The organism is Flavobacterium sp., from assembly GCF_027484705.1.
GTDB lineage: Bacteria > Bacteroidota > Bacteroidia > Flavobacteriales > Flavobacteriaceae > Flavobacterium.
The window spans coordinates 35385-56471 of sequence record NZ_JAIXSL010000017.1 but is presented as its reverse complement, the minus strand read 5'-3'; the positions used below and the strand labels follow the sequence as shown (position 1 = coordinate 56471).

The 21087-nt window shown below is 35.0% G+C and carries 17 protein-coding genes; 15 read left to right on the top strand and 2 right to left on the bottom strand.

Annotation, left to right across the window (positions count from 1 at the left end):
* Positions 1-4 precede the first annotated feature (4 nt).
* The 14 genes from Q0058_RS10580 (at position 5) to Q0058_RS10520 (ending at position 17542) form a co-directional block, all read left to right on the top strand.
* Entirely contained in the window at positions 5-2500 is a 2496-nt protein-coding gene (locus Q0058_RS10580) for a multicopper oxidase domain-containing protein (protein WP_298223702.1), read from the top strand.
* Between the two features lie 75 nt (positions 2501-2575).
* On the top strand, positions 2576-3025 hold the full coding sequence (locus tag Q0058_RS10575; protein ID WP_298223699.1) for a DUF6799 domain-containing protein: 450 nt from the start codon (positions 2576-2578) through the stop codon (positions 3023-3025).
* 84 nt (positions 3026-3109) lie between these two features.
* Positions 3110-3424, top strand: coding sequence for a DUF6660 family protein (locus Q0058_RS14560; RefSeq protein ID WP_366869730.1), 315 nt, complete (start codon positions 3110-3112; stop codon positions 3422-3424).
* 94 nt (positions 3425-3518) lie between these two features.
* The gene (locus Q0058_RS10570) at positions 3519-7823 is read left to right on the top strand and encodes a CusA/CzcA family heavy metal efflux RND transporter (protein ID WP_298223697.1); all 4305 of its coding nucleotides are present in this window, start codon (positions 3519-3521) and stop codon (positions 7821-7823) included.
* A gap of 11 nt (positions 7824-7834) precedes the next feature.
* Entirely contained in the window at positions 7835-8989 is a 1155-nt protein-coding gene (locus Q0058_RS10565; protein ID WP_298223695.1) for an efflux RND transporter periplasmic adaptor subunit, read from the top strand.
* Between the two features lie 18 nt (positions 8990-9007).
* Positions 9008-11032: a heavy metal translocating P-type ATPase gene (locus Q0058_RS10560; protein ID WP_298223693.1), complete on the top strand. Its 2025-nt coding sequence runs from the start codon at positions 9008-9010 to the stop codon at positions 11030-11032.
* Between the two features lie 103 nt (positions 11033-11135).
* Complete coding sequence (locus tag Q0058_RS10555; RefSeq protein ID WP_298223691.1) at positions 11136-11468, top strand: metalloregulator ArsR/SmtB family transcription factor; 333 nt, start codon at positions 11136-11138, stop codon at positions 11466-11468.
* Positions 11469-11487: 19 nt separating this feature from the next.
* Positions 11488-11955, top strand: coding sequence for a DUF6428 family protein (locus Q0058_RS10550; protein ID WP_298223689.1), 468 nt, complete (start codon positions 11488-11490; stop codon positions 11953-11955).
* A gap of 26 nt (positions 11956-11981) precedes the next feature.
* Entirely contained in the window at positions 11982-12614 is a 633-nt protein-coding gene (locus tag Q0058_RS10545) for a protein-tyrosine-phosphatase (RefSeq protein ID WP_298223687.1), read from the top strand.
* A 2-nt stretch (positions 12615-12616) separates the two neighbouring features.
* Complete coding sequence (gene arsB, locus Q0058_RS10540) at positions 12617-13687, top strand: ACR3 family arsenite efflux transporter (protein ID WP_298223686.1); 1071 nt, start codon at positions 12617-12619, stop codon at positions 13685-13687.
* Positions 13688-14228: 541 nt separating this feature from the next.
* Complete coding sequence (locus Q0058_RS10535) at positions 14229-14801, top strand: sigma-70 family RNA polymerase sigma factor (protein WP_298223684.1); 573 nt, start codon at positions 14229-14231, stop codon at positions 14799-14801.
* Positions 14798-15265, top strand: a complete 468-nt coding sequence (locus Q0058_RS10530) for a hypothetical protein (protein ID WP_298223682.1) — start codon at positions 14798-14800, stop codon at positions 15263-15265. The genes Q0058_RS10535 and Q0058_RS10530 overlap by 4 nt, the downstream gene beginning before the upstream one ends.
* Before the next feature lie 40 nt (positions 15266-15305).
* Entirely contained in the window at positions 15306-15746 is a 441-nt protein-coding gene (locus Q0058_RS10525) for a DUF6249 domain-containing protein (RefSeq protein WP_298223680.1), read from the top strand.
* Positions 15747-15874: 128 nt separating this feature from the next.
* Positions 15875-17542, top strand: coding sequence for a serine hydrolase (locus Q0058_RS10520; protein WP_298223678.1), 1668 nt, complete (start codon positions 15875-15877; stop codon positions 17540-17542).
* A gap of 606 nt (positions 17543-18148) precedes the next feature.
* On the opposite strand, the gene Q0058_RS10515 is transcribed toward Q0058_RS10520, so the two are convergent.
* Both Q0058_RS10515 and Q0058_RS10510 read right to left on the bottom strand, forming a co-directional pair.
* Positions 18149-18931: an ABC transporter permease gene (locus tag Q0058_RS10515; RefSeq protein WP_298223676.1), complete on the bottom strand. Its 783-nt coding sequence runs from the start codon at positions 18929-18931 to the stop codon at positions 18149-18151.
* Positions 18932-18936: 5 nt separating this feature from the next.
* On the bottom strand, positions 18937-19854 hold the full coding sequence (locus Q0058_RS10510; RefSeq protein WP_298223674.1) for an ABC transporter ATP-binding protein: 918 nt from the start codon (positions 19852-19854) through the stop codon (positions 18937-18939).
* A 121-nt stretch (positions 19855-19975) separates the two neighbouring features.
* Here Q0058_RS10510 and hisC point away from each other — a divergent pair, with 121 nt between their 5' ends.
* On the top strand, positions 19976-21076 hold the full coding sequence (gene hisC / locus Q0058_RS10505; protein WP_298223672.1) for a histidinol-phosphate transaminase: 1101 nt from the start codon (positions 19976-19978) through the stop codon (positions 21074-21076).
* The last annotated feature ends 11 nt before the right edge of the window (positions 21077-21087 follow it).

Here is a 21087-nt window from a genome sequence, read left to right as displayed (position 1 = left end):
AAAAATGAAAAAATTAGTCTTACTTATATTTGTCCTATCTATATATTCCTTTGCTGAAGGCAAAGTACTCCAGCAATCACAACCTGTAACTTACACCTGTGTAATGCACCCCGAAATTCATGTTACGAAACCGGGTAATTGTCCCAAATGTGGTATGACTTTGATAAAAGAAAAGCCAAAAACAAGTGTTAAAAAGAACCTCCCAAAGCAGGATAAAATTCAATACCCAAAGAAAGATGCTATAACAAAAGATACCATTTCTTATTCAGAAAAGGTTGAAAAAACTGAACCGAAACAAACTACTGTTACAGCAAAAAGCGAACCTCCAAGAACCGTTCGTTACGACTTATATGTTCGTGATACTATTGTAAATTTTTCGGGTAAAGAAAAACGAGCAATAGCAGTAAACGGACAAATTCCAATGCCTACTTTAACTTTTACAGAGGGAGATACTGCGGAAATATATGTGCATAATGAGTTAAACGAAGAAACCTCAATGCACTGGCACGGGTTATTTTTACCTAATCAATATGATGGAGTGCCTAATCTTACCCAAATGCCCATTAAACCGCATACAACCCATTTATACAAATTCCCTATAATCCAACACGGAACACATTGGTATCATAGCCACACTGGTTTACAAGAACAAATCGGAATGTATGGTTCGTTTGTTATGAACAAAAGAACCACTGACCCAACCTTTAGGAAAGGTATTGACGATTTGCCTACTGTTCCTATAATTTTAAGCGAATGGACAGATATGAAACCCGAAAACGTTCATAGAATGTTACACAATGCTACTGACTGGTTTGCTATTAAAAAAGGGACTACTCAAAGTTATGCCGAAGCTATTAAGCAGGGCTATTTCAAAACCAAAGTTGCTAATGAATGGAAGCGAATGAACGCAATGGATGTGAGCGATGTGTATTATGATAAATTTTTAATCAATGGCAAAAACGAAAGCCAATTATCCCAATTCAAAGGAGGAGATAAAGTTCGTTTGCGAATTTCAAATGGCGGAGCATCAACTTACTTTTGGTTAACCTATGCAGGTGGAAAAATTACTGTCGTTGCCAATGATGGTAACGATGTAGAACCTGTTGAAGTAGATAGATTAATAGTTGCAGTTTCCGAAACCTATGATATAATTGTTACCATTCCTGCTGATAAAACTGGATATGAACTTTTAGCAACACCCGAAGACCGAACAAAATCAACTTCAATTTATATTGGTGAGGGCATTAAGCAGTTAGTTTCGCCAATGCCAAAACTCAAGTATTTTGAAGGTATGAAAATGATGAACGGCATGATGAAAATGAACGGTGATTTAGATGATATTGGAATGCAAATGTCATTAAACCAAATGGATATGAATGTAGTAATGTATCCTGAAATCACAGGGGAAATCGAGAAAAAAACAGACGATAAAATGGGTAAAATGAAAATGACTGCTGATGATTATAATAGCAATGAACTTTCAGACATTACAACCTTGAATTATGCAATGTTGAAATCTCCAATTAAAACTAATCTTCCAAAAGATGCACCAGTAAAAGAATTACGCTTTGAACTGTCTGGAAATATGAACCGTTACGTTTGGAGTTTAGACAACAAAGTAGTTTCAGAAACCGATAAAATTCTTATTAAAAAAGGCGAAAATGTTAGAATTGTATTGTACAACGGTTCGATGATGCGACACCCTATGCACTTGCACGGTCACGATTTTAGAGTGTTAAATGGTCAAGGAGATTATGCTCCGCTCAAAAATATAGTTGATATAATGCCTATGGAAACTGACACTATCGAATTTAATGCGAATGTCGAGGGAGATTGGTTTTTTCACTGTCATATTCTTTATCACATGATGAGTGGAATGGGTCGTGTTTTCACTTATGAAAACCAAGCAGCTAACCCCGAAATTCCAGACCCAAAACTAGCACAACGCAAATTATTTGCTGATGATAGAAAATTTCATTTTATGGCTGAAAATGATTTTGCTACTAATGGAAATGATGGTGGGGCAATGTTAGCCAATACTCGTTGGAGTATTGGGACTGAATGGAGATTAGGATATAATAATATGCACGGTTATGAAACCGAAACCCACATAGGCAGGTATATTGGAAAGATGCAATGGTTAATGCCTTTTATTGGTTTTGATTGGAGATACCGTAAAATGGGAATAGATGAAGAAGAAAGAAATCTATTTGGACAAACCAACACAAAAGATAACCGTTCCGCATTCAGCGTCGGACTTAATTACACACTGCCAATGTTAGTTATTTTCCAGTCTGAAATATACACAAACGGAGCTTTGCGTCTTCAACTAATGCGAGAAGATATTCCTATTTCAAAACGCCTTAGAATGGGATTTATGATAAATACTGATAAGGAATATATGGTTGATGCAAGATATATAATCAAAAGAAATTTAAGTATCAGAACCCATTATGACAGTGATATGGGATTTGGAATTGGGGCAAATTTGAATTATTAAAATAAAAATTTTCTGGGCAACAGCAATCTGAAGAGCGAGAAACAGCGCTACTGAATAAAATTAAATTTAAATATTATGAAAAACACAAAAATGATGGCGAAGATGTTTACGGTAATGCTATTCATAGCAGCATCTCTTACAACAAGTAACATCAACGCACAAACCAAAACTAAAAAAGCAATGATGAAAGATTGTTGCATGATGAAAGACGGTAAAATGATGTGCATGAAAGATGGTAAAATGATACCCATGGACAAAGACATGAAAATGAAAAATGGTACAACTTGCATGGTAAATGGCGAATGCGTTATGAAAGACGGAAAAAAAATGAAAATGAAAGAAGGCGACTGTATGGACATGGATGGCAAAATGGACAAATGTTCTATGACAACAAAAAGCAAAAAAACAAAATCTAAAAAGCATACTATGGCAATGACTTATGTTTGCCCAATGCACTCTGAAGTTACAAGTGACAAACCAGGGAAATGCCCTAAATGCGGAATGGATTTAGTGGAAAAAAAATAAATTAAAAGTACATTTAATAGCAATGGCAAATGGCAAAATAGGCTGTTTGTTATTGTTTATTAAAAAAATACTACTTTTACAATCGTGAAATTAATAACCCTCATATTATCCTGCTACATAATAGCTCTTTCCTGTATGCCTTGTGCAGATGGAGAGGCGTTTTCAGCATCCAAAAAAGTAGCGATAAGCAACCAATCTACGCCACACCACGATAATGATGTTTGTTCTCCTATGTGTGTTTGTAGTTGCTGTGGCTGTCAAGGGTTTTCACTAAACAATGCATTCGCCTATAGTCTTATTTCCATTAAGACTAGTATTGATAAAAAAGTACCTGAATACAAGTCAATTTTTGCTTCCAATTTCTTCGGAAGTATTTGGCAACCGCCTCAAATAGCATAATGAAGCCCGAGTAATTTCGGGTTAAAGAGTTGTGGGCTTTCCACAGTATTTAATGGGCATCCGTGCCTAATTACTCATTCATTATACTATAACAATGATAAATAAAATCATAAACTTTTCAGTAAACAACAAACTGATTACAGGGGTTTTGCTTGCTATTTTTGTTTCGTTTGGAATCTACTCATTTACACAATTGAGCGTAGATGCGCTACCCGATGTAACCAATAATCAAGTTCAAGTAATTACAAACTCCCCAAATTTAGCTACTCAAGAAGTAGAACAATTTATTACCTATCCATTAGAAACGGAATTCAAATCATTGCAGGAAATGGTAGAATTGCGAAGTACAAGCCGCTCGGGATTATCAGTAATAACAATTGTCTTCAAGGATAACGTACCTGTCAATATCGCTCGTCAGCGTGTTGACGAGAAAATAAAAACAGCCACAGAAAATATACCCAAACAATACGGCTCTCCTGAATTATTACCCCCAACTACAGGACTTGGAGAAATTTTTCAATATGTGTTAGTGCCACAAAAAGGCTATGAAAAAAAATACGACCTATCCGAATTAAGAACTATTCAAGATTGGATTGTGCGCCGTCAGTTATTAGGAACTGTTGGTGTGGTCGATGTAAGTAGTTTTGGTGGCAAGCTTAAACAATATGAAGTTTCAGTAAAACCAGAGCGATTAGCTGCCAATAATCTAACGTTGATAGATGTTTTTGATGCTTTACAAAACAACAACGAAAATACAGGTGGAAGTTACATTGATAAAGGTCCGAATATCTACTTTATACGAGGAGAAGGATTAATTCAAAACTTGGAAGACATCAATAACATTGTCGTGAAAAACAATACTGGTGTTCCTATTCTTATAAAAGATATTGCCGAAGTAAAATTTGGTTCAGCACCTCGTTATGGTGCAATGACAAGAAACGGAAACGGAGAAACTGTCGGAGGTGTTGTATTGATGCAAAAAGGCGAAAACGCAGTACGGGTTATTGAAAGAGTAAAAGATAAAATAAAATCAATAGAAAAATCATTACCTCAAGGAGTAAAAATTGATGTCTTTGTAGACAGGACAAAACTGATTGACAGAACAGTAGACACCGTTAGTACAAATTTATTGGAAGGTGCATTAATTGTAATCCTTGTATTAGTGCTTTTTTTAGGAAGTTTACGAGCAGGATTGATAGTAGCTTCAGTAATTCCTTTAGCGATGCTTTTTGCCATAATCATTATGAATATGTTCGGATTAAGTGCCAATCTAATGAGTATGGGTGCTTTAGATTTTGGGCTTATAGTGGATGGAGCTGTTATTATTGTCGAAGCTACTTTGCACATTTTTTCCAAGCATTACAAAAACAATATGCTTTCTCAAAATCAAATGGATAAGGAAGTAATCAGTAACTCTTCTAAAATTATGAATAGTGCCATATTTGGGCAAATTATAATCTTAATAGTTTACATTCCATTATTTGTGTTGAGTGGCGTTGAGGGAAAAATGTTTATGCCAATGGCGCAAACGGTAAGTTTTGCCATATTGGGAGCATTGATACTTTCCCTTACTTATGTGCCGTGGGCTAGTAGTCTATTTTTAAGTAAAAAAATACACGACAAACCTAATTTTACAGATAGGTTCATGAATAAACTAAACAACTGGTATCAACCGATTCTAGTAAAAGCTTTAGAAAGAAGATTAATGGTAGTTGCAAGTGCCATATTTCTATTCATAGCATCATTATTTATATTTAATTCTTTAGGTGGCGAATTTATTCCCGAATTAGATGAAGGCGATTTTGCAATGAATTTAAGAATTAGACAAGGTAGTAGTTTGCCACAAACAATAGAAGTTAGTACACAATTAGAAAATTTATTAAAACAATTTCCAGAAGTAAAAGAAGTAGTAAGCAAAATTGGTAGTAGCGAAATTCCAACCGATCCAATGCCAATAGAAAGTGGCGATGTAATAATTGTTTTAAAGGATAAAAAAGAATGGACAACAGCACACAATAAAGAAGATTTAGCTGAAAAGATGAATGAAAAATTAAGTACTATTCCGGGATGCAATTTGTCTTTTGAGCAACCTATACAAATGCGTTTTAATGAGTTGATTGCAGGGGTTAAATCGGATATTGCCATTAAGATATTTGGAGACAATTTAGACCGCCTTTTTTCAGAAGCTAATAAAGCAGTTCCGCTTTTAAAATCAATTGACGGTTTAGCCGATATTAAAGTCGAACAAGTAACAGGGATGCCAAATTTAGTAGTCAATTATAATCGAAATAAAATTGCGCAGTATGGTTTAAATATTGCCAATGTAAACCGCATTATAAATACTGCCTATGCAGGTGGAACTACTGGAGTTGTCTATGAGGGAGAGAGAAAGTTTGATTTAGTGGTTCGTATTCCAAAAAATGAAAATACCGATATTGACGCTCTTAAAAGTCTATTGATTCCTACTCCAAACGGTAATCAAATACCTTTAAACGAAGTAGCAGAAGTAACTTTTAAAACATCGCCATCGCAAATAAGCCGTGAAGATGCACAGCGCAGAATTGTGATTGAAGCAAACGTTAGAGGACGTGATGTGGAAAGCGTGGTTTTAGACATTCAAAAAAAGCTAGATGCTAAACTAAAACTTCCCGAAGGCTATTTCATTACTTATGGCGGTCAGTTTCAAAACTTACAGGAAGCTAAAGGACGTTTGCAATTGGCTGTTCCTGTAGCATTACTACTGATTTTCTTCTTACTGTTTATTACGTTCAAGTCCATCAAAGAAGCTACTATTATATTTTCTGCTATTCCATTAGCGGCTATTGGCGGTATATTGGCTTTGTGGGTTCGTGGAATGAATTTTAGTATTTCGGCAGGAGTTGGATTTATTGCATTATTCGGAGTTGCAGTACTCAACGGTATTGTATTAATCAGTTATTACAATAGTCTGAAAGACGAGGGAGAAGATGATTTATTACAACGCATTTACAAAGGAAGTGCTGCAAGGTTAAGACCTATTTTAGCAACGGCAACGGTAGCCTCATTAGGGTTTTTACCAATGGCTTTGTCAACCAGTGCAGGTGCAGAAGTACAAAAACCTTTAGCAACCGTTGTAATAGGTGGTTTATTGACTTCTACATTATTAACTTTATTTGTTTTACCTGTTTTATATTATTTAGTGATGACACCCAAAAAACTTAAAAAGGCAAATCCTGTAATTACTGTTATTGCTTTGTTGCTAATGAGTAGTTTATCCTATACAGCAAAGGCACAAACCAACCCATTACAGTTAAACGATGCTTTGCAATTGGCTATTAAAAATTACCCTGCTATTCAACAGGCATCTTTGCAAACCAAGCAACAACAAACTTTAACCAAAACAGCTACTGTTTTAGATCCTTTCAATATCAATAGTAATTTGGGGCAAATGAACAGCAAGCTTTTTGATTACAATGTTGGTGTAGCGCAAGGTTTCAGAATAACTAATAAAGCGGATAGAAAATTGTTAAATCAAAATGTAACCGTAGCCAAATCCTTTGAAGAAGTTACCAAAAACGAATTGATTAAAAACGTTTCCAATGCTTACTATAATTGGCTATACAGTTGGCAACAATACAATTTACTGGTTGAAACCGATAAAGTTTTTGCCGATTATGAAAAGTATGCTGATAAAAAATTTCAAGTTGGCGAGAGTAACAGATTAGAGAAAATCAGTGCTTCATTACACCGCAAAGAATTGAAAAATCAATTGGCACAAGCCAATACGCAAGTGGTTTATTATTTAGCTGAACTTCAAAAATGGACAAAAAGCAATGAAAACTACACAGCTCCATCAAAATATGAAGCTTTGCCCGAAATCAGTTTAACCGATAGTACATTAGTGAAAGACCATCCAATTTTAAAGTATTTGCAACAACAAATTATTGCCAAAGAGTTAAGCGTAAAAGCAGAAAAAGCAAAAGCAATTCCCTCTTTTAATTTGGGCTTTAACGGACAAAGTTTAGACAAAGAAAAGCCTTTCTATTACGGAAGTGTCGGTATAAATATTCCTTTGTTCAGAAACGGTATCAAAGCACGAAGCCAAGCAGCAGAAATCGAAACAGAGATTGCAAAAAAGGAATTGGAAAAATCCCAACAAGAATTAGCAACAATCTATTTGCAACAATTTGAACAGCAAAAGCAGTATTTGGAACAACTTAATTACTACAAAGCAGAGGGTTTGCCAATGGCAGAAAGTATAATAACATCTGCACAACGGCTATACAAATCGGGTGACATCGGATATATTGAGTATGCCCAGAACCTAAAAGATGCCAATAAAATAAAAACAGATTATCTAACGGTATTGAATAATTACAATCAAACGGTTATCAATATTCAGTACTTAATAAACAAATAAAATTCGTCACTATGAAACACAATATAATCATCGCACTGATAGCTATACTTACCTTTAGCTCGTGCAAGAACAATTCCGAAGAAGCTAAAAAAGAAGAAGCTACAACTGAATCGAAAAGTCAAACTATTGTTCACTTTACAGATGGCCAAATAAAAGCTATCGGATTAGAGTTAGGCAGTTTTGAAAACAAGAATCTAACTTCTTCCTTAAAAATAAATGGTAAACTTTCTTTACCGCCACAATACCAAGCACAAGTAAGTATATTGAGTGGTGGAATTGTAAAAAACATCTATGTTCAAGAGGGAGAATTTGTAAAGGCAGGGAAAACATTGGCTACCATTGTCAATACCGAAGTTTTACAATTACAACAGGATTATTTAGAGAACAACGCTAATCTATCTTATTTGGAAAAGGAATACCAACGCCAAAAGGAATTAAGGGATGATAACATTAATGCAGGTAAAACCTATCAACAAGCACAAAGGGAATTACAGATTGCACAAGCCAAAAGAGAAACGTTTAAATCTAAATTGATGCAATTGGGTATTAACGTTGCTAATTTATCTTCAAAAAACATTGCTTCAAGCATAGCTATTTCAGCTCCTATAAGTGGCTATATTCAACACATCAATTTGAGTATGGGAAAATATGCTGAACCAAACGCCTTACTTTTTGAAATCATTGACAACCGTTTTTTACATTTAGACTTGAAAGTTTTTGAAAAAGACATCCACAAAATAAAGATTGGACAACAGATAACATTCAGTGATGCCAATGATATTGCACACACGCATCCTGCAACTATTTATGCTGTAAATAAAGCTTTTGAGCCTAACGAACAAGCAGTATTGGTTCACGCAAAAATTAACGAAATGACCGAAACGGTTTTGCCGGGCATGTATGTAGAAGCAAGAGTAAAAATCAATAATGCGAATGCTGTTGCATTGCCAACAGAAGCTATCGTAAATAATGGTGAAGACCATTTTATATTTATTGAAACAGCCAAGAATACATTTCAGCAAATTAAAATTACTACTGGAGCAACTGATATGGGCTACACCGAAGTAAAAGCCATAGATAAAGTAGCACCCGATGCTAAAGTGGTGATAAAAGGTGCTTATTATTTACTGTCAGAGTTGACAAAAGGAAGTGGAGAAGAAGAGTAAAACCAATAAGAAAATCAAATGGCACACCAACACAAATACGATGCAAACGGCAAACAGCTTTGTTGCACTCTTGAAGAGAAAATAAATAGGAAAACGGATAAGGATAGCGGTTGTTGTACTACTCACAAAGAGCATAAACATTCAGACGAAGACGGACACGACCACGACCATTCTAGCGGAGACCAAACTACATTGCAAATGTTTACACCTGCAATTATTAGTTTCACTTTATTACTCATTGCAATTGCTTTCGACAACTATTTTACGCAAACTTGGTTTACAGGTTGGGTGCGAATTGGTTGGTATATTGTGGCTTATATTCCTGTTGGTTTTCCTGTTTTAAAAGAAGCCATTGAAAGTATCCGTAAAGGCGAAATATTTTCGGAATTTCTATTAATGTGCATTGCAACACTTGGAGCATTTTCTATCGGACAATTTCCCGAAGGAGTTGCTGTAATGCTGTTTTATGCCATTGGAGAAATATTTCAAACGTTGGCAGTTCAAAGAGCAAAATCGAATATCAAATTATTGTTAGACCAGCGACCTGACGAAGCTACCGTTTTAAAGGAAAATGTTGCTATTTCCAAAAAAGCTTCTGAAATAACTATTGGCGAAATCATCCAATTAAAACCTGGAGAAAAATTAGCGTTAGACGGAAAATTGCTTTCAGACAATGCCACATTCAATACAGCCGCATTAACAGGAGAAAGCAAACCTGATAGTAAGCTAAAAGGAGAAACTGTTTTGGCAGGAATGATAAACCTAAACACCGTTGTTCAAGTGGAGGTTACTACTGCTTACACCGATAGTAAACTTTCAAAAATCCTTGAAATGGTGCAAGAAGCCACAGCCAAAAAAGCACCAACAGAATTATTTATTAGAAAATTTGCCAAAATCTACACGCCTATTGTAGTGTTTTTAGCAATTGCAATTTGTGTTTTACCTATGCTTTTTGTAGATAATTATGTGTTTAGAGATTGGTTGTATAGAGCATTGGTATTCTTGGTTATTTCGTGTCCTTGTGCTTTAGTTATCAGTATTCCTTTGGGTTATTTTGGCGGAATTGGAGCAGCAAGTAAAAACGGGATTTTATTCAAAGGTTCAAGCTTTCTCGATATAATGGCATCTATTCAAGTAGTTGTTATGGATAAAACAGGAACACTTACAAAAGGCGTTTTCAAAGTCCAAAAAGTAGTAGCCGTTGATGTTTCTGAAGCTGATTTAGTAAAATGGGTTGCAGCACTTGAAACTAAATCAACGCATCCTGTCGGAACGGCTATTATTGAACACGCAAAAGGAACTGAAAAGGATTCAAAAGTTACCGATGTAGAAGAAATTGCAGGACACGGACTAAAAGGCAAAGTAGATGGAAACGAAATCTTGGCAGGAAATATAAAACTGATGAAAAAATACAATATCAGTTACGATGCTGAAATTGATAATACTCCTTTTACAATTATTGTTATTGCCATCAACCAAAAGTATGCAGGATATTTTCTAATTGCCGATGAAATCAAAGAAGATGCAAAACAAGCAATTGATAGCTTACACAAAGTAAATATAAAAACTGTAATGCTTTCGGGCGACAAACAAGCAGTTGTTGATGCAGTTGCAAAAGAACTAAAAATTGATTTTGCACATGGCGATTTATTACCCGAACACAAAGTTGAAAAGGTAACAGAATTAAAATCACAAAACCTAAAAATTGCCTTTGTTGGCGATGGTGTAAATGATGCTCCAGTTGTTGCTCTTGCAGATGCAGGAATTGCAATGGGTGGTTTAGGAAGTGATGCAACAATTGAAACTGCTGACATCGTAATTCAAAACGACCAACCTTATAAAATATTTACCGCTATCAATATTGGCAAGAAGACTAAACAAATTGTTTGGCAAAATATAGGTTTAGCATTTATTGTAAAAGCAATTGTTTTAGTTCTTGGTGCAGGCGGTTTAGCTACAATGTGGGAAGCCGTTTTTGCGGACGTTGGAGTAGCGTTATTGGCGATACTTAATGCGGTTAGAATTCAAAGGATGAAGTTTTAAAGATTAACATAAACTATAGTTTGAACTAAAAAACAAAATTTAATATAAGTTTTGTTTTTTTTAAATACAATTATCGTAATATTGCAATATAAATATATTACTAATGGGAGCAACAAAAACTGACCACTTTACCGAACAACAAAATGATATAGCCATTTTAGCCAAAGCATTAGGGCATCCTGCTCGAATAGCGATTATGGAATACTTGCTAAAAGTTGATACTTGTATCTGCGGAGACATCGTAAACGAATTGCCATTGGCACAACCAACGGTATCCCAACATCTAAAAGAACTGAAAAATGCAGGCTTGATAAAAGGAAGCATTGAAGGAACATCTATTTGTTATTGTATCAATGAGTCTGGAATTGAAAAAATAAAAGGCTTCTTCCAGCATATTTCCGAAGACCTTGACAAAAAAAGAAATAAATGTTGTTAAACTTAAATAATGAATTATTATGAAATTATCACAAATTAAATCCATTTTAAAAACAGTTGAAGCAGTTAACTTCACTTTACCAAACGGCACTTCAGTACCCGAACATTTCCATGTAACTGAAGTTGGTTTAATAACCAAAAACTTTATCGATTGTGGAGGAACAGTACGAAAAGAAACTGTTGTTAATTTTCAGTTATGGGATGCTAATGATTTTGAACACCGTTTAAAACCCCAAAAATTAATAAACATTATTGAACTATCTGAAAAAGTATTAGGTATAGAAGATTTTGAAATTGAAGTAGAATACCAAGACACAACTATTGGTAAATACGAGTTAGATTTTGACGGAAGCGATTTTGTATTACTGAACAAACAAACAGCTTGTTTGGCACAAGAGCAATGTGGTAATCCTATCGAAAAGCAAAAGGTAAGATTATCAGATAGAACCGATGAACCTTGTTGCGCTCCTGATGGAAACTGCTGTTAATAAAGTAATTTTTAGAAATCAAAAAAATGACTACAACTAAAACGATTATTTTTTCGGAAATTGAGAAACTAATAAGCACTTTTAATTTTAATAACATTTCGGCAGAGCGAAAAGAAACTTTGCAACCGCTTGTCGATTACATTCAGTCCAAAACTACAAATCAGCAAGAAATAAGATTGAATTTAATTTGTACTCACAATTCAAGAAGAAGCCATCTTTCTCAAATTTGGGCACAAACAGCGGCAGCTCATTATAATATCAATAATGTATTTTGTTATTCGGGCGGAACAGAAGCGACTGCAATGTTTCCTATGGTTGCAAAAACTTTAGAAAATCAAGGTTTCAAAATTAAAAAAATTGCAGAGGGAAACAATCCAATTTATAGCATCAAATACGCAGAAAATGAGCATCCAATTATTGGCTTTTCTAAAAGCTATGATGATGACTTTAACCCCGAAAATCAATTTGCGGCTATAATGACTTGTTCACAAGCCGATGGTGGTTGCCCGTTTATTGCAGGAGCAGAAAAACGCATTCCAATCACATTTGAAGACCCAAAAGCATTCGACAACACTCCACAACAAGCAGAAAAATACGAAGAACGCAGTTTACAGATTGCAACCGAAATGTTTTATGTTTTTTCACTAATCAAACAATAACTATGTCAGCTAATAATTGTGCTCCGGTAGTAGAACGGAAAAAATTAGGTTTTCTTGATAGATTTTTAACCCTTTGGATATTCTTGGCAATGGCTGTAGGTGTATCGGTTGGCTATTTCATTCCGTCAAGTAGTGGTTTTATCAACTCCTTTTCAAGTGGAACAACTAATATTCCTTTAGCAATAGGTTTAATTTTGATGATGTACCCACCATTAGCCAAAGTGAATTACTCCAAAATGGGAGAAGTGTTTAAAAATACAAAAGTACTTGGTGCATCATTAATTCTCAATTGGATTATTGGTCCAATTTTGATGTTTTTTTTAGCGTTACTTTTTCTAAATGGCTATCCCGAATATATGATTGGAGTAATTCTAATTGGACTAGCTAGATGTATTGCAATGGTAGTAGTTTGGAATGATTTAGCCGAAGGAAACCGTGAATACGGAGCAGGATTAATAGCTTTAAACAGTATTTTTCAAGTATTGCTGTACAGTGTTTATGCTTATGTTTTCATCACGATTTTACCTCCTTATTTTGGGTATAAAGGCTTTGAAGTGAATATTAGTATCGGACAAATTGCAGAAAGCGTAGGTGTATATTTAGGAATTCCTTTTGCACTCGGAATAATAAGCCGTTATACACTTATTGCTCTCAAAGGTTCAGAATGGTTTGAAAATAAATACGTTCCTTTTATTTCTCCAATAACATTAATTTCATTGTTATTCACTATAATTTTAATGTTCAGTTTAAAAGGAGAATTAATTATTCAGATTCCAATGGATGTATTACGAATTGCAATTCCGTTAGTAATTTATTTTGCAATAATGTTTACCATCAGTTTTTTCATAGGTAAATATTTTGGAGCAGATTATTCAAAATCGACAGCAATTGCCTTTACAGCAACTGGAAACAATTTTGAATTAGCGATTGCGGTAGCTATTGGAGTTTTTGGTATCAATAGTGGTCAAGCTTTTGCAGGTGTTATTGGACCACTAGTAGAAGTGCCTGCATTAATTGCATTGGTAAATCTTGCTTTTTGGTTTAGGAAAAAATTTTATATTGCTAAAGCATAAATTTCTGAAATAAGGAGCAACTTATCTAAACAATATGCGATTTAAAAAAATTGCAATACTTTTGTAAAGGTTTATGTAACTTGAATAAGGCTTTATTAAAGAGATTGCAATACAATTGCAATTATTTATATCGATAATTGCAATTGTATTGCACGTTCATTAAAGAGGAAATTAATACGCTGTTTTTTTATTTCTTGTACCTTATTTGTACCTCATTTCATTGAAGCCCTTTAAAATCAATAACTCATTATTTCTGTATCGGGAAATAGGCTTTCTTTTACCTCATTGGTTATTATTTTTTTATAGGAATTGCTTCATCTGTTCGCTTTGCTCGGGTCGGTGAATCTTCGCTATGCTGCGATTTGTCTTGAGGTTTAAATGGGTTGGAATGATTTCATAATTTAGTTTTGTCTTAAATTGTGTCGTTTCCTTAACTGTACCTGCCATTTTAGAACGTACAGCACAAGCCCAAAAGGCGAAATGATAAAAAAGGCAAATATTTTTGCAACCAAACTTCAAGTTGCTTGTCTAATAATGATATATGAGCAATGAAAGTAATCCTTTTTCTGACAAGGTTATTGTTACGAATATCCTGAATGGAAACATTCAAGGCTTTGCTGTTGTGGTAAAAAATACAGAAAAACTGGTCACTCAAATTGTACGAAAAATGTTGGCCAATGAAGATGACCAAAAAGACCTTGTACAGGATATTTATTTGAAAGCTTACCAAAACCTGGCCTCATTTCAATTCAAATCTAAATTATCAACCTGGATTGCAAACATTGCTTACAATACGACCGTAAATTATCTTCAAAAGAAGAAAATTCCAATCATTGAAATAGAAACAATGATTGAAAATAAGTTTACAATAACTGACCATCCAGAATTCGTAACTATCAAAACAGAAGCAGTCGAAATTCTTAATGCTGAGATAGGCAAACTTTCACCTTTGTATCAGACTTTAATCACACTTTACCATTTAGAAGAATTGCCCAATAAGGAAATAGCAGCCATTACCAACTTACCAGAAGGAACGATAAAAAGTTACCTATCCAGAGCAAGAAAAATCCTTAAAGACAATATTAATTCCCATTATAAAAATAAGCTACCATGAAAAATGATCATTTAGCAGACGAAACTTTACAGGCATTTCTATTCCATGAAAGGCAAGACGATACCGTCGCCACACACCTCGCAGAGTGTACAAACTGTCGTGAAAAACTTGAAAAATATCAGCATTTGAATGATAGCCTTTCGGAAATAGCACCTGAAACTTTTTCTTTTGACCTTACCACTGCTGTGATGGACAAAATCATGCAATACGAGAAGAAAAAAAGCAAAAAGCAAGAATTCGTCTTTTGGGCGCTTTTGACTTTTTTAGCTGTTATTATGGCATCATTGGCCATTCCATTTATACCTAAAATCCTGACCGTGTTTTATTCAAAATCTATATTCGCAACGCTATTGGTGGTGGGAACAGGCTTGGTGGTATTGCTATTTTTATTGGCTGACATTCACCAACAATACAAAACGAAGGAGCAAAAAATATTTAAAAACAATTTGCAACCGATACTTTAATTGGCTGTCTAATAGAGTATCTTTTAAAATCAATTTAGAAATGAAAAAATCACCAACAAGCATCCTAATTTTACTGGCAACAGTTCAGGCTTTTGCACAAAATAAAACCATAACAGCTAAAACATCAAGTCCTATTGAACCGTTGGCATCAGAACCGATAGCTGGAATAATACTTCCTATTTTGTTTATTCTTTTTTTGGTATTTATGCTCATCGCTTTGATTAAGTATTTTTTAGAATATCGTTTAAAAAACAAACTCATTGAGAAAGGAATGTCAGAACAATTATCGGCCTATTTGTCAAACAAAAATGACCAGGAAAAACAGAATGAGGTTATTAAATTGGGTATTTTATTTTGCGGCCTTGGAACAGGTTTGACCATGACTTACCTGACTGCCCCCATTAATATTCATTCCTTAGCCATTATGGCTTTTAGTCTTGGACTCAGTTATTTGGCTTATTTCTTCTACCTGCGACGTTAAAGCGCATTGCTTTTAACACCTCTTCATTATCGCAAAAATTAAACTTCACTTCGTGAGGCTGGCAGCGTATTGCTCAAAAAAAAACACTCAAACACTTTTAATTAATCCATTTTAAAAATCATAAAACAATGAAACATACAGTCACATTAGTAGTACTTTTAGTGGTTCAACTAGTATTCGGACAAGCAAAGCAGGTTTCCGCTTTTGATGCAGCTTCCACAAAGAACATAGAAGCCGAAATTGATGCCATTTTCAATCAGGCCTACCCTGTCAATTCGCCTGGGGCAACTGTTCTGATAGCCAAAGATGACAAGATAATTTACAGAAAGGCTTTCGGTATGGCCAACTTAGAATTGAAAGTGCCAATGAAGCCCGAAAATGTATTGCACTTGGCTTCCATCACCAAGCAATTTACAAGTGTATCGATCTTGATGCTGATGGAACAAGGCAAACTTTCCCTTCAAGACCCTTTATCAAAATACATTGCAGATTTCCCAAGAGGAAATGAAATTACGCTTCACCATTTGCTAAATCATACCTCTGGCATTAAGAGTTACACCAATTTGCCTGAATTTAGAACCAAAACCCGGCTTGATCTGACCCCCGAAGACATCCTTAGCAATGTCAAAAACCTGCCCTTGGAATTTAACCCTGGCGAAAAGTATGAATACACCAATTCGGGCTATGTCCTTTTAGGGTATATCATAGAAAAATTATCCGGTATGAGCTATGAGGAATTCATACAAAAAAACATCTTCGACAAACTCGGGATGAAAAATTCGTATTACGGAAACAGTTACAAAATTATTCCTGACAGGGCCAATGGCTACCAACTCAATGAAGACCACTACGAAAATCCTGAGTATATGAGTACGACTATTCCTTATGCTGCAGGTTCGTTGATGGCTACTGTTGATGATATGTTTTTATGGAATAAAGCCATTGAGAACAACACCCTTATTTCAGAAAAAAGCAAAAAATTAGCTTTTACAAACCACACTCTGACCAACGGAAAACGCGACAATTATGGATATGGTTGGTTTATAAATGAACTGGCTGGTATGACAACGCTCGAACATACCGGAGGCATCAATGGTTTTTCCACTTCTGGCATTTATGTGCCTGACAGAAATATTTATGCCATCGTATTGACCAATCTTGATGACGGCAAAGGTCCTGAAACGCATAACCTCAAAGCGGTATCTTTTCTTTTGGGCAAACCCATCGTGGATAAAGCAGCGGTAAAACTTTCTGAAAAGCAACTAAAAAAGTGGGTTGGTGCTTACCAATTTGAAGATGTCGTTCGTTTTATTATTTACGATCATGGCATGCTTTACAGTATGCGTGAAGGCAGTCGCCCTTTAAAGCTTATACCACTTTCAGAAAATGAATTTAGGTTTGAAGACCTCACCACAACTTATATTTTTTCATCAAAAGACGGCAAAAAGCAAGTACTCTTTGCAGACCGTATCAAAAAAAGCATGGGTACTGAAACAGACAAAAAGCCAGCGTCAGAAAAGGAATCCATCACTTTGGCACCAGAAATTCTTATCCAATATGTTGGTGTTTACGAACTGCAACCGTCTTTTCAAATTGAGATTGAAAGGCAAAATGACCGTATTTTTGCAAAGGCCACAGGACAGCCAGCTGTTCAGCTTTTTGCGGAAACCGAGAATATTTTTTTCATCAAAGAGATCGATGCCCAAATTACTTTTAATTTAGACGCTAATAACACTGTGAAAAGTCTTACTTTTTCTCAAGGGGGGAGAAAAATGGAAGGTAAGAAAATAAGGTAGTAAGTGCTACCTTTAAACAAAAGAGCAAGTCTTTGATTATTGCGTTTATGTAATTGTTGTGCTAATGACTTTCTTTTGTCTTGATGCAAATCGACGTAGGAGATTCAGCGAACACCGGTGACAAATAAAATCTTGGTGAGCTAAAAGAAACAAAAGATTAAGTCTTTGATTATGACGCTTACGTAACTGTTTTACTTTTCTCTTTCTTTTGCCTTGATGCAAATCGACGTAGGAGATTCAGCGAACACCTATGACAAATGAAATCTTGGTGAGCTAAAAGAAACAAAAAATCAAGTCTGATTATTTTATTCTGTAAATCATCCCAATCCATTTTCCCTATCGCAACCCCAGCCGTTCGTTCGGCCAGCGCACCTCCTGGCTCTTCGCTAAAAATGTCCACCGGACATTTTCTTAACGCTCAGCCCTCTCCTCAACTCCGGGGTTGCTCCCATCCTCCAACGCGCAAAATGCATTGAGTGATTTACGACGAAGAAAATAATAAGACAGGGCTCGTGGTAGGTTGGACTAATCGATAATCAATGGCGTTTTATCTTGTGGTTTAATAGGATTTGGCTTATACCCTATTGAGGTTATTTAAACAAATGCTCATTGGATATTTAATTGTTTTATATGAATGTAACCCAAGATACTGGTTACCAAAAAACAGACTAAGCTAAAAACGGTAACCGATGAAATACCAAAAATCAAAGGCATTTTATCCCCTAAAGAAACAGCTAATACACTAAAAGAATAAGGGAAACAAATAGATTGTGGCGCTTGAGAAACAATGATCCCAATAATGGCTAAAAACATCCCAAATCCTAAAGGGACAACAAAATTTTTATATCTAAAACTTAACCAAAATTGAATTCCGATAATTCCTAAAGAAGCCGCAAAGGAAATCAATAGCATTTTGATGTATTTTAAATGTTCTGGCTGAAAATTCAAAAAAGCCAAATCTGGATGCACTATCCCTAATAAAAATCCTGATAATAAAATGGCTAAATAATAATAGATATAAGTAGTAATTATAGCGAAAATTACTATGGTTAATTTTCCAAAATAGATACTCCATTTAGGGATAGGCAAAGCGAATAAATGCTTCATTCCTGATGATTTATGTTCTATTTGCATGATTAAACCTGTAATTAACACAATAAACATGGGTATAAAAAAAGGCGTAGAATTTTCAATCTGAACCGTCATAAAATAATCCCAAGGATTTACGCCAATTTTAGGATTGTTTGTTTTATGTTTTATGAAAAATGCTATGAAAAATAGTATAGGAAAAAGTACTGCGCTAATCATCGTAAGCCAAAAAGCAAATGTTCTTTTTAACTTGATGAATTCATTTTTTATGCTTGATACGTAGCATGATACTGCTGTCATAATTTTTAGTTTTCAGTTAGGGATAAAAAAAGTTCTTCGAGATCGTTTTTAATTGACACTTGATAAACATTTATTCTTTCAGCTCTTAAAATATCGATCACTGCTGTAATTTCTTCTTTATTTTTGACCTCAATCTGTAAAAGATCATCAAGTAAAGCGCTATGCTCCATTTTCAAATTCTTTAGAACGGACAGAGCTTCTGTGGGCTTATCTACTTCAATAGCTATTTTAAGGTTGGTCCCCTGAGATTCTTTTAAACCAGCCACCGTATCTTGGTATAACATTTTACCATCTCTGATAATACCTACGTGTGTGCACGTTTTTTCTATTTCACTTAATAGATGACTGGAAATAAATATGGTAGTCCCGTATTTTTTATTTAAGTCTTTAATCAGTGTTCTCATTTCAATAATTCCTTTCGGGTCTAAACCATTGGTTGGCTCGTCTAAAATGATGAGCTCAGGATTACTTAACAATGAAATCGCCAATCCTAAACGTTGCTTCATACCTAAAGAGTATTCTTTTATTTTCTTGTTTTTTGCTTGTGTTAGTTTGACAATTTCTAATACTTCATCTATTCTAGTAAATGCTATATTCTGGCGATAGTTGGCTGCTATTCTTAAATGATCAACCGCATCTAAATGATCGTATAAAGAAGGGTTCTCGATTAAGGCTCCCACTCTGTTTAAAATTTGAAGTCTGGTTTTACTATTAAATGTTTGACCGAAAAGAACCACGGTGCCTGAATTTTTCTTTAACAATCCCAGCATCAAACGAATGGTGGTACTTTTTCCGGAACCATTGGGTCCCAGAAATCCATAAATACTTCCTTTAGGAATTTTTAGTTCCAAATTTTCAATATCCTGTTTTGTTTTATGATAAGAAAAATGGAGATTTTTGATGTTTACAATAAGTTGGTTCATAGGTATATCAGATTGGTTTGCTTGTTCCCTAAACGAATCACTAAACGAATTGTAACAAATCCAAAATAAACCAACCTATTGTCTGATCTTAAAACAGGGTGTTTATTTTATATTAAAAATTATGAATCATCGGAGAAACTGGTTAAAGCAAACAGGTTTAGGGATTGTAGGTATAGGCGTTATGCCGTTGGAGCGTTTTGCCATTCCAACAACAGAAAACCTCATTGAAGAAAAAAAGGAAAGCCTGATTCGGTTAAGGTCAAACGAAAATCCTTACGGTCCATCTCCATCGGCAAGAAATGCCATGCGTAATAGTATCAACGTCAGCAATCGCTATGATTGGGACTTGTTGGACGAACTTCTTGAAAAAATTGCCCAAAAGCATCATTTAACTACCCAAAACATCTTATTGGGCGCGGGTTCCTCTGAAATTTTAAATTTAGTGGCCTTGTATTGCTCTAAAGCATCAGGGAATTTAATTATAGCGGAAACTACGTTTGATTATTGGACCGTAACCGCGGAACAAGCAGGTCTTAAAAAAATTGCCATCCCATTAGCGGCTGATAAAAAACATGATTTATCAGCCATGTTAAAGGCCATTGATGCTGACACGAAATTGATTTACATCTGCAATCCTAATAATCCAACGGGGACCATTTGCGCCAGTGAAACATTACTAAATTTCATCAATGAAGCCACCAAAAGAACAAAAGTTTTAGTCGATGAGGCTTACCTGGATTTTACAGACCAACCCTCAGTGGCAAGCCTTGTAACGGAAAATAGAAACCTAATCATTGCCAAAACCTTCTCAAAAATATATGGTTTAGCAGGTTCGCGTATCGGATATGCCATAGCGCATCCTGATACTATAACGGCAATAAGTCAACTGCAATTTTCTGCCAACGGCAGTCTCAGTGTTGTCTCGGCTGCAGGCGCTCTAGCATCATTAAAGGATGATAAATTTGTAACCGATACCATGGCATTTAACCATGAAGTAAGACAATACACGATGGAACAATTGGAGCATTTAAAAATACGTTGTATTGCGTCGCATACAAATTTTGTCTATTTTTCATTAGAAAATTACAACAAAGACTTTTTTGAGCAGTTAAAAAAGAACCATATTCTTGGGACAAAGATATACGAAGAAAACGGAAAATGGTCAAGAATTACCATCGGCACCATGGCGGAAATGAAACAATTTATCAAAGCTTTAGCGTAAATATAAAACAC

Excerpts from the sequence above, each read along its gene's own strand:
- Q0058_RS10580 (WP_298223702.1), top strand. The coding sequence starts at position 5 with ATGAAAAAATTAGTCTTACTTATATTTGTCCTATCTATATATTCCTTT.
- Q0058_RS10575 (WP_298223699.1), top strand. The coding sequence starts at position 2,576 with ATGAAAAACACAAAAATGATGGCGAAGATGTTTACGGTAATGCTATTC.
- Q0058_RS10570 (WP_298223697.1), top strand. The coding sequence starts at position 3,519 with ATGATAAATAAAATCATAAACTTTTCAGTAAACAACAAACTGATTACA.
- Q0058_RS10565 (WP_298223695.1), top strand. The coding sequence starts at position 7,835 with ATGAAACACAATATAATCATCGCACTGATAGCTATACTTACCTTTAGC.
- Q0058_RS10560 (WP_298223693.1), top strand. The coding sequence starts at position 9,008 with ATGGCACACCAACACAAATACGATGCAAACGGCAAACAGCTTTGTTGC.
- Q0058_RS10555 (WP_298223691.1), top strand. The coding sequence starts at position 11,136 with ATGGGAGCAACAAAAACTGACCACTTTACCGAACAACAAAATGATATA.
- Q0058_RS10550 (WP_298223689.1), top strand. The coding sequence starts at position 11,488 with ATGAAATTATCACAAATTAAATCCATTTTAAAAACAGTTGAAGCAGTT.
- Q0058_RS10545 (WP_298223687.1), top strand. The coding sequence starts at position 11,982 with ATGACTACAACTAAAACGATTATTTTTTCGGAAATTGAGAAACTAATA.
- arsB (WP_298223686.1), top strand. The coding sequence starts at position 12,617 with ATGTCAGCTAATAATTGTGCTCCGGTAGTAGAACGGAAAAAATTAGGT.
- Q0058_RS10535 (WP_298223684.1), top strand. The coding sequence starts at position 14,229 with ATGAGCAATGAAAGTAATCCTTTTTCTGACAAGGTTATTGTTACGAAT.
- Q0058_RS10530 (WP_298223682.1), top strand. The coding sequence starts at position 14,798 with ATGAAAAATGATCATTTAGCAGACGAAACTTTACAGGCATTTCTATTC.
- Q0058_RS10525 (WP_298223680.1), top strand. The coding sequence starts at position 15,306 with ATGAAAAAATCACCAACAAGCATCCTAATTTTACTGGCAACAGTTCAG.
- Q0058_RS10520 (WP_298223678.1), top strand. The coding sequence starts at position 15,875 with ATGAAACATACAGTCACATTAGTAGTACTTTTAGTGGTTCAACTAGTA.
- Q0058_RS10515 (WP_298223676.1), bottom strand. The coding sequence starts at position 18,931 with ATGACAGCAGTATCATGCTACGTATCAAGCATAAAAAATGAATTCATC.
- Q0058_RS10510 (WP_298223674.1), bottom strand. The coding sequence starts at position 19,854 with ATGAACCAACTTATTGTAAACATCAAAAATCTCCATTTTTCTTATCAT.
- hisC (WP_298223672.1), top strand. The coding sequence starts at position 19,976 with ATGAATCATCGGAGAAACTGGTTAAAGCAAACAGGTTTAGGGATTGTA.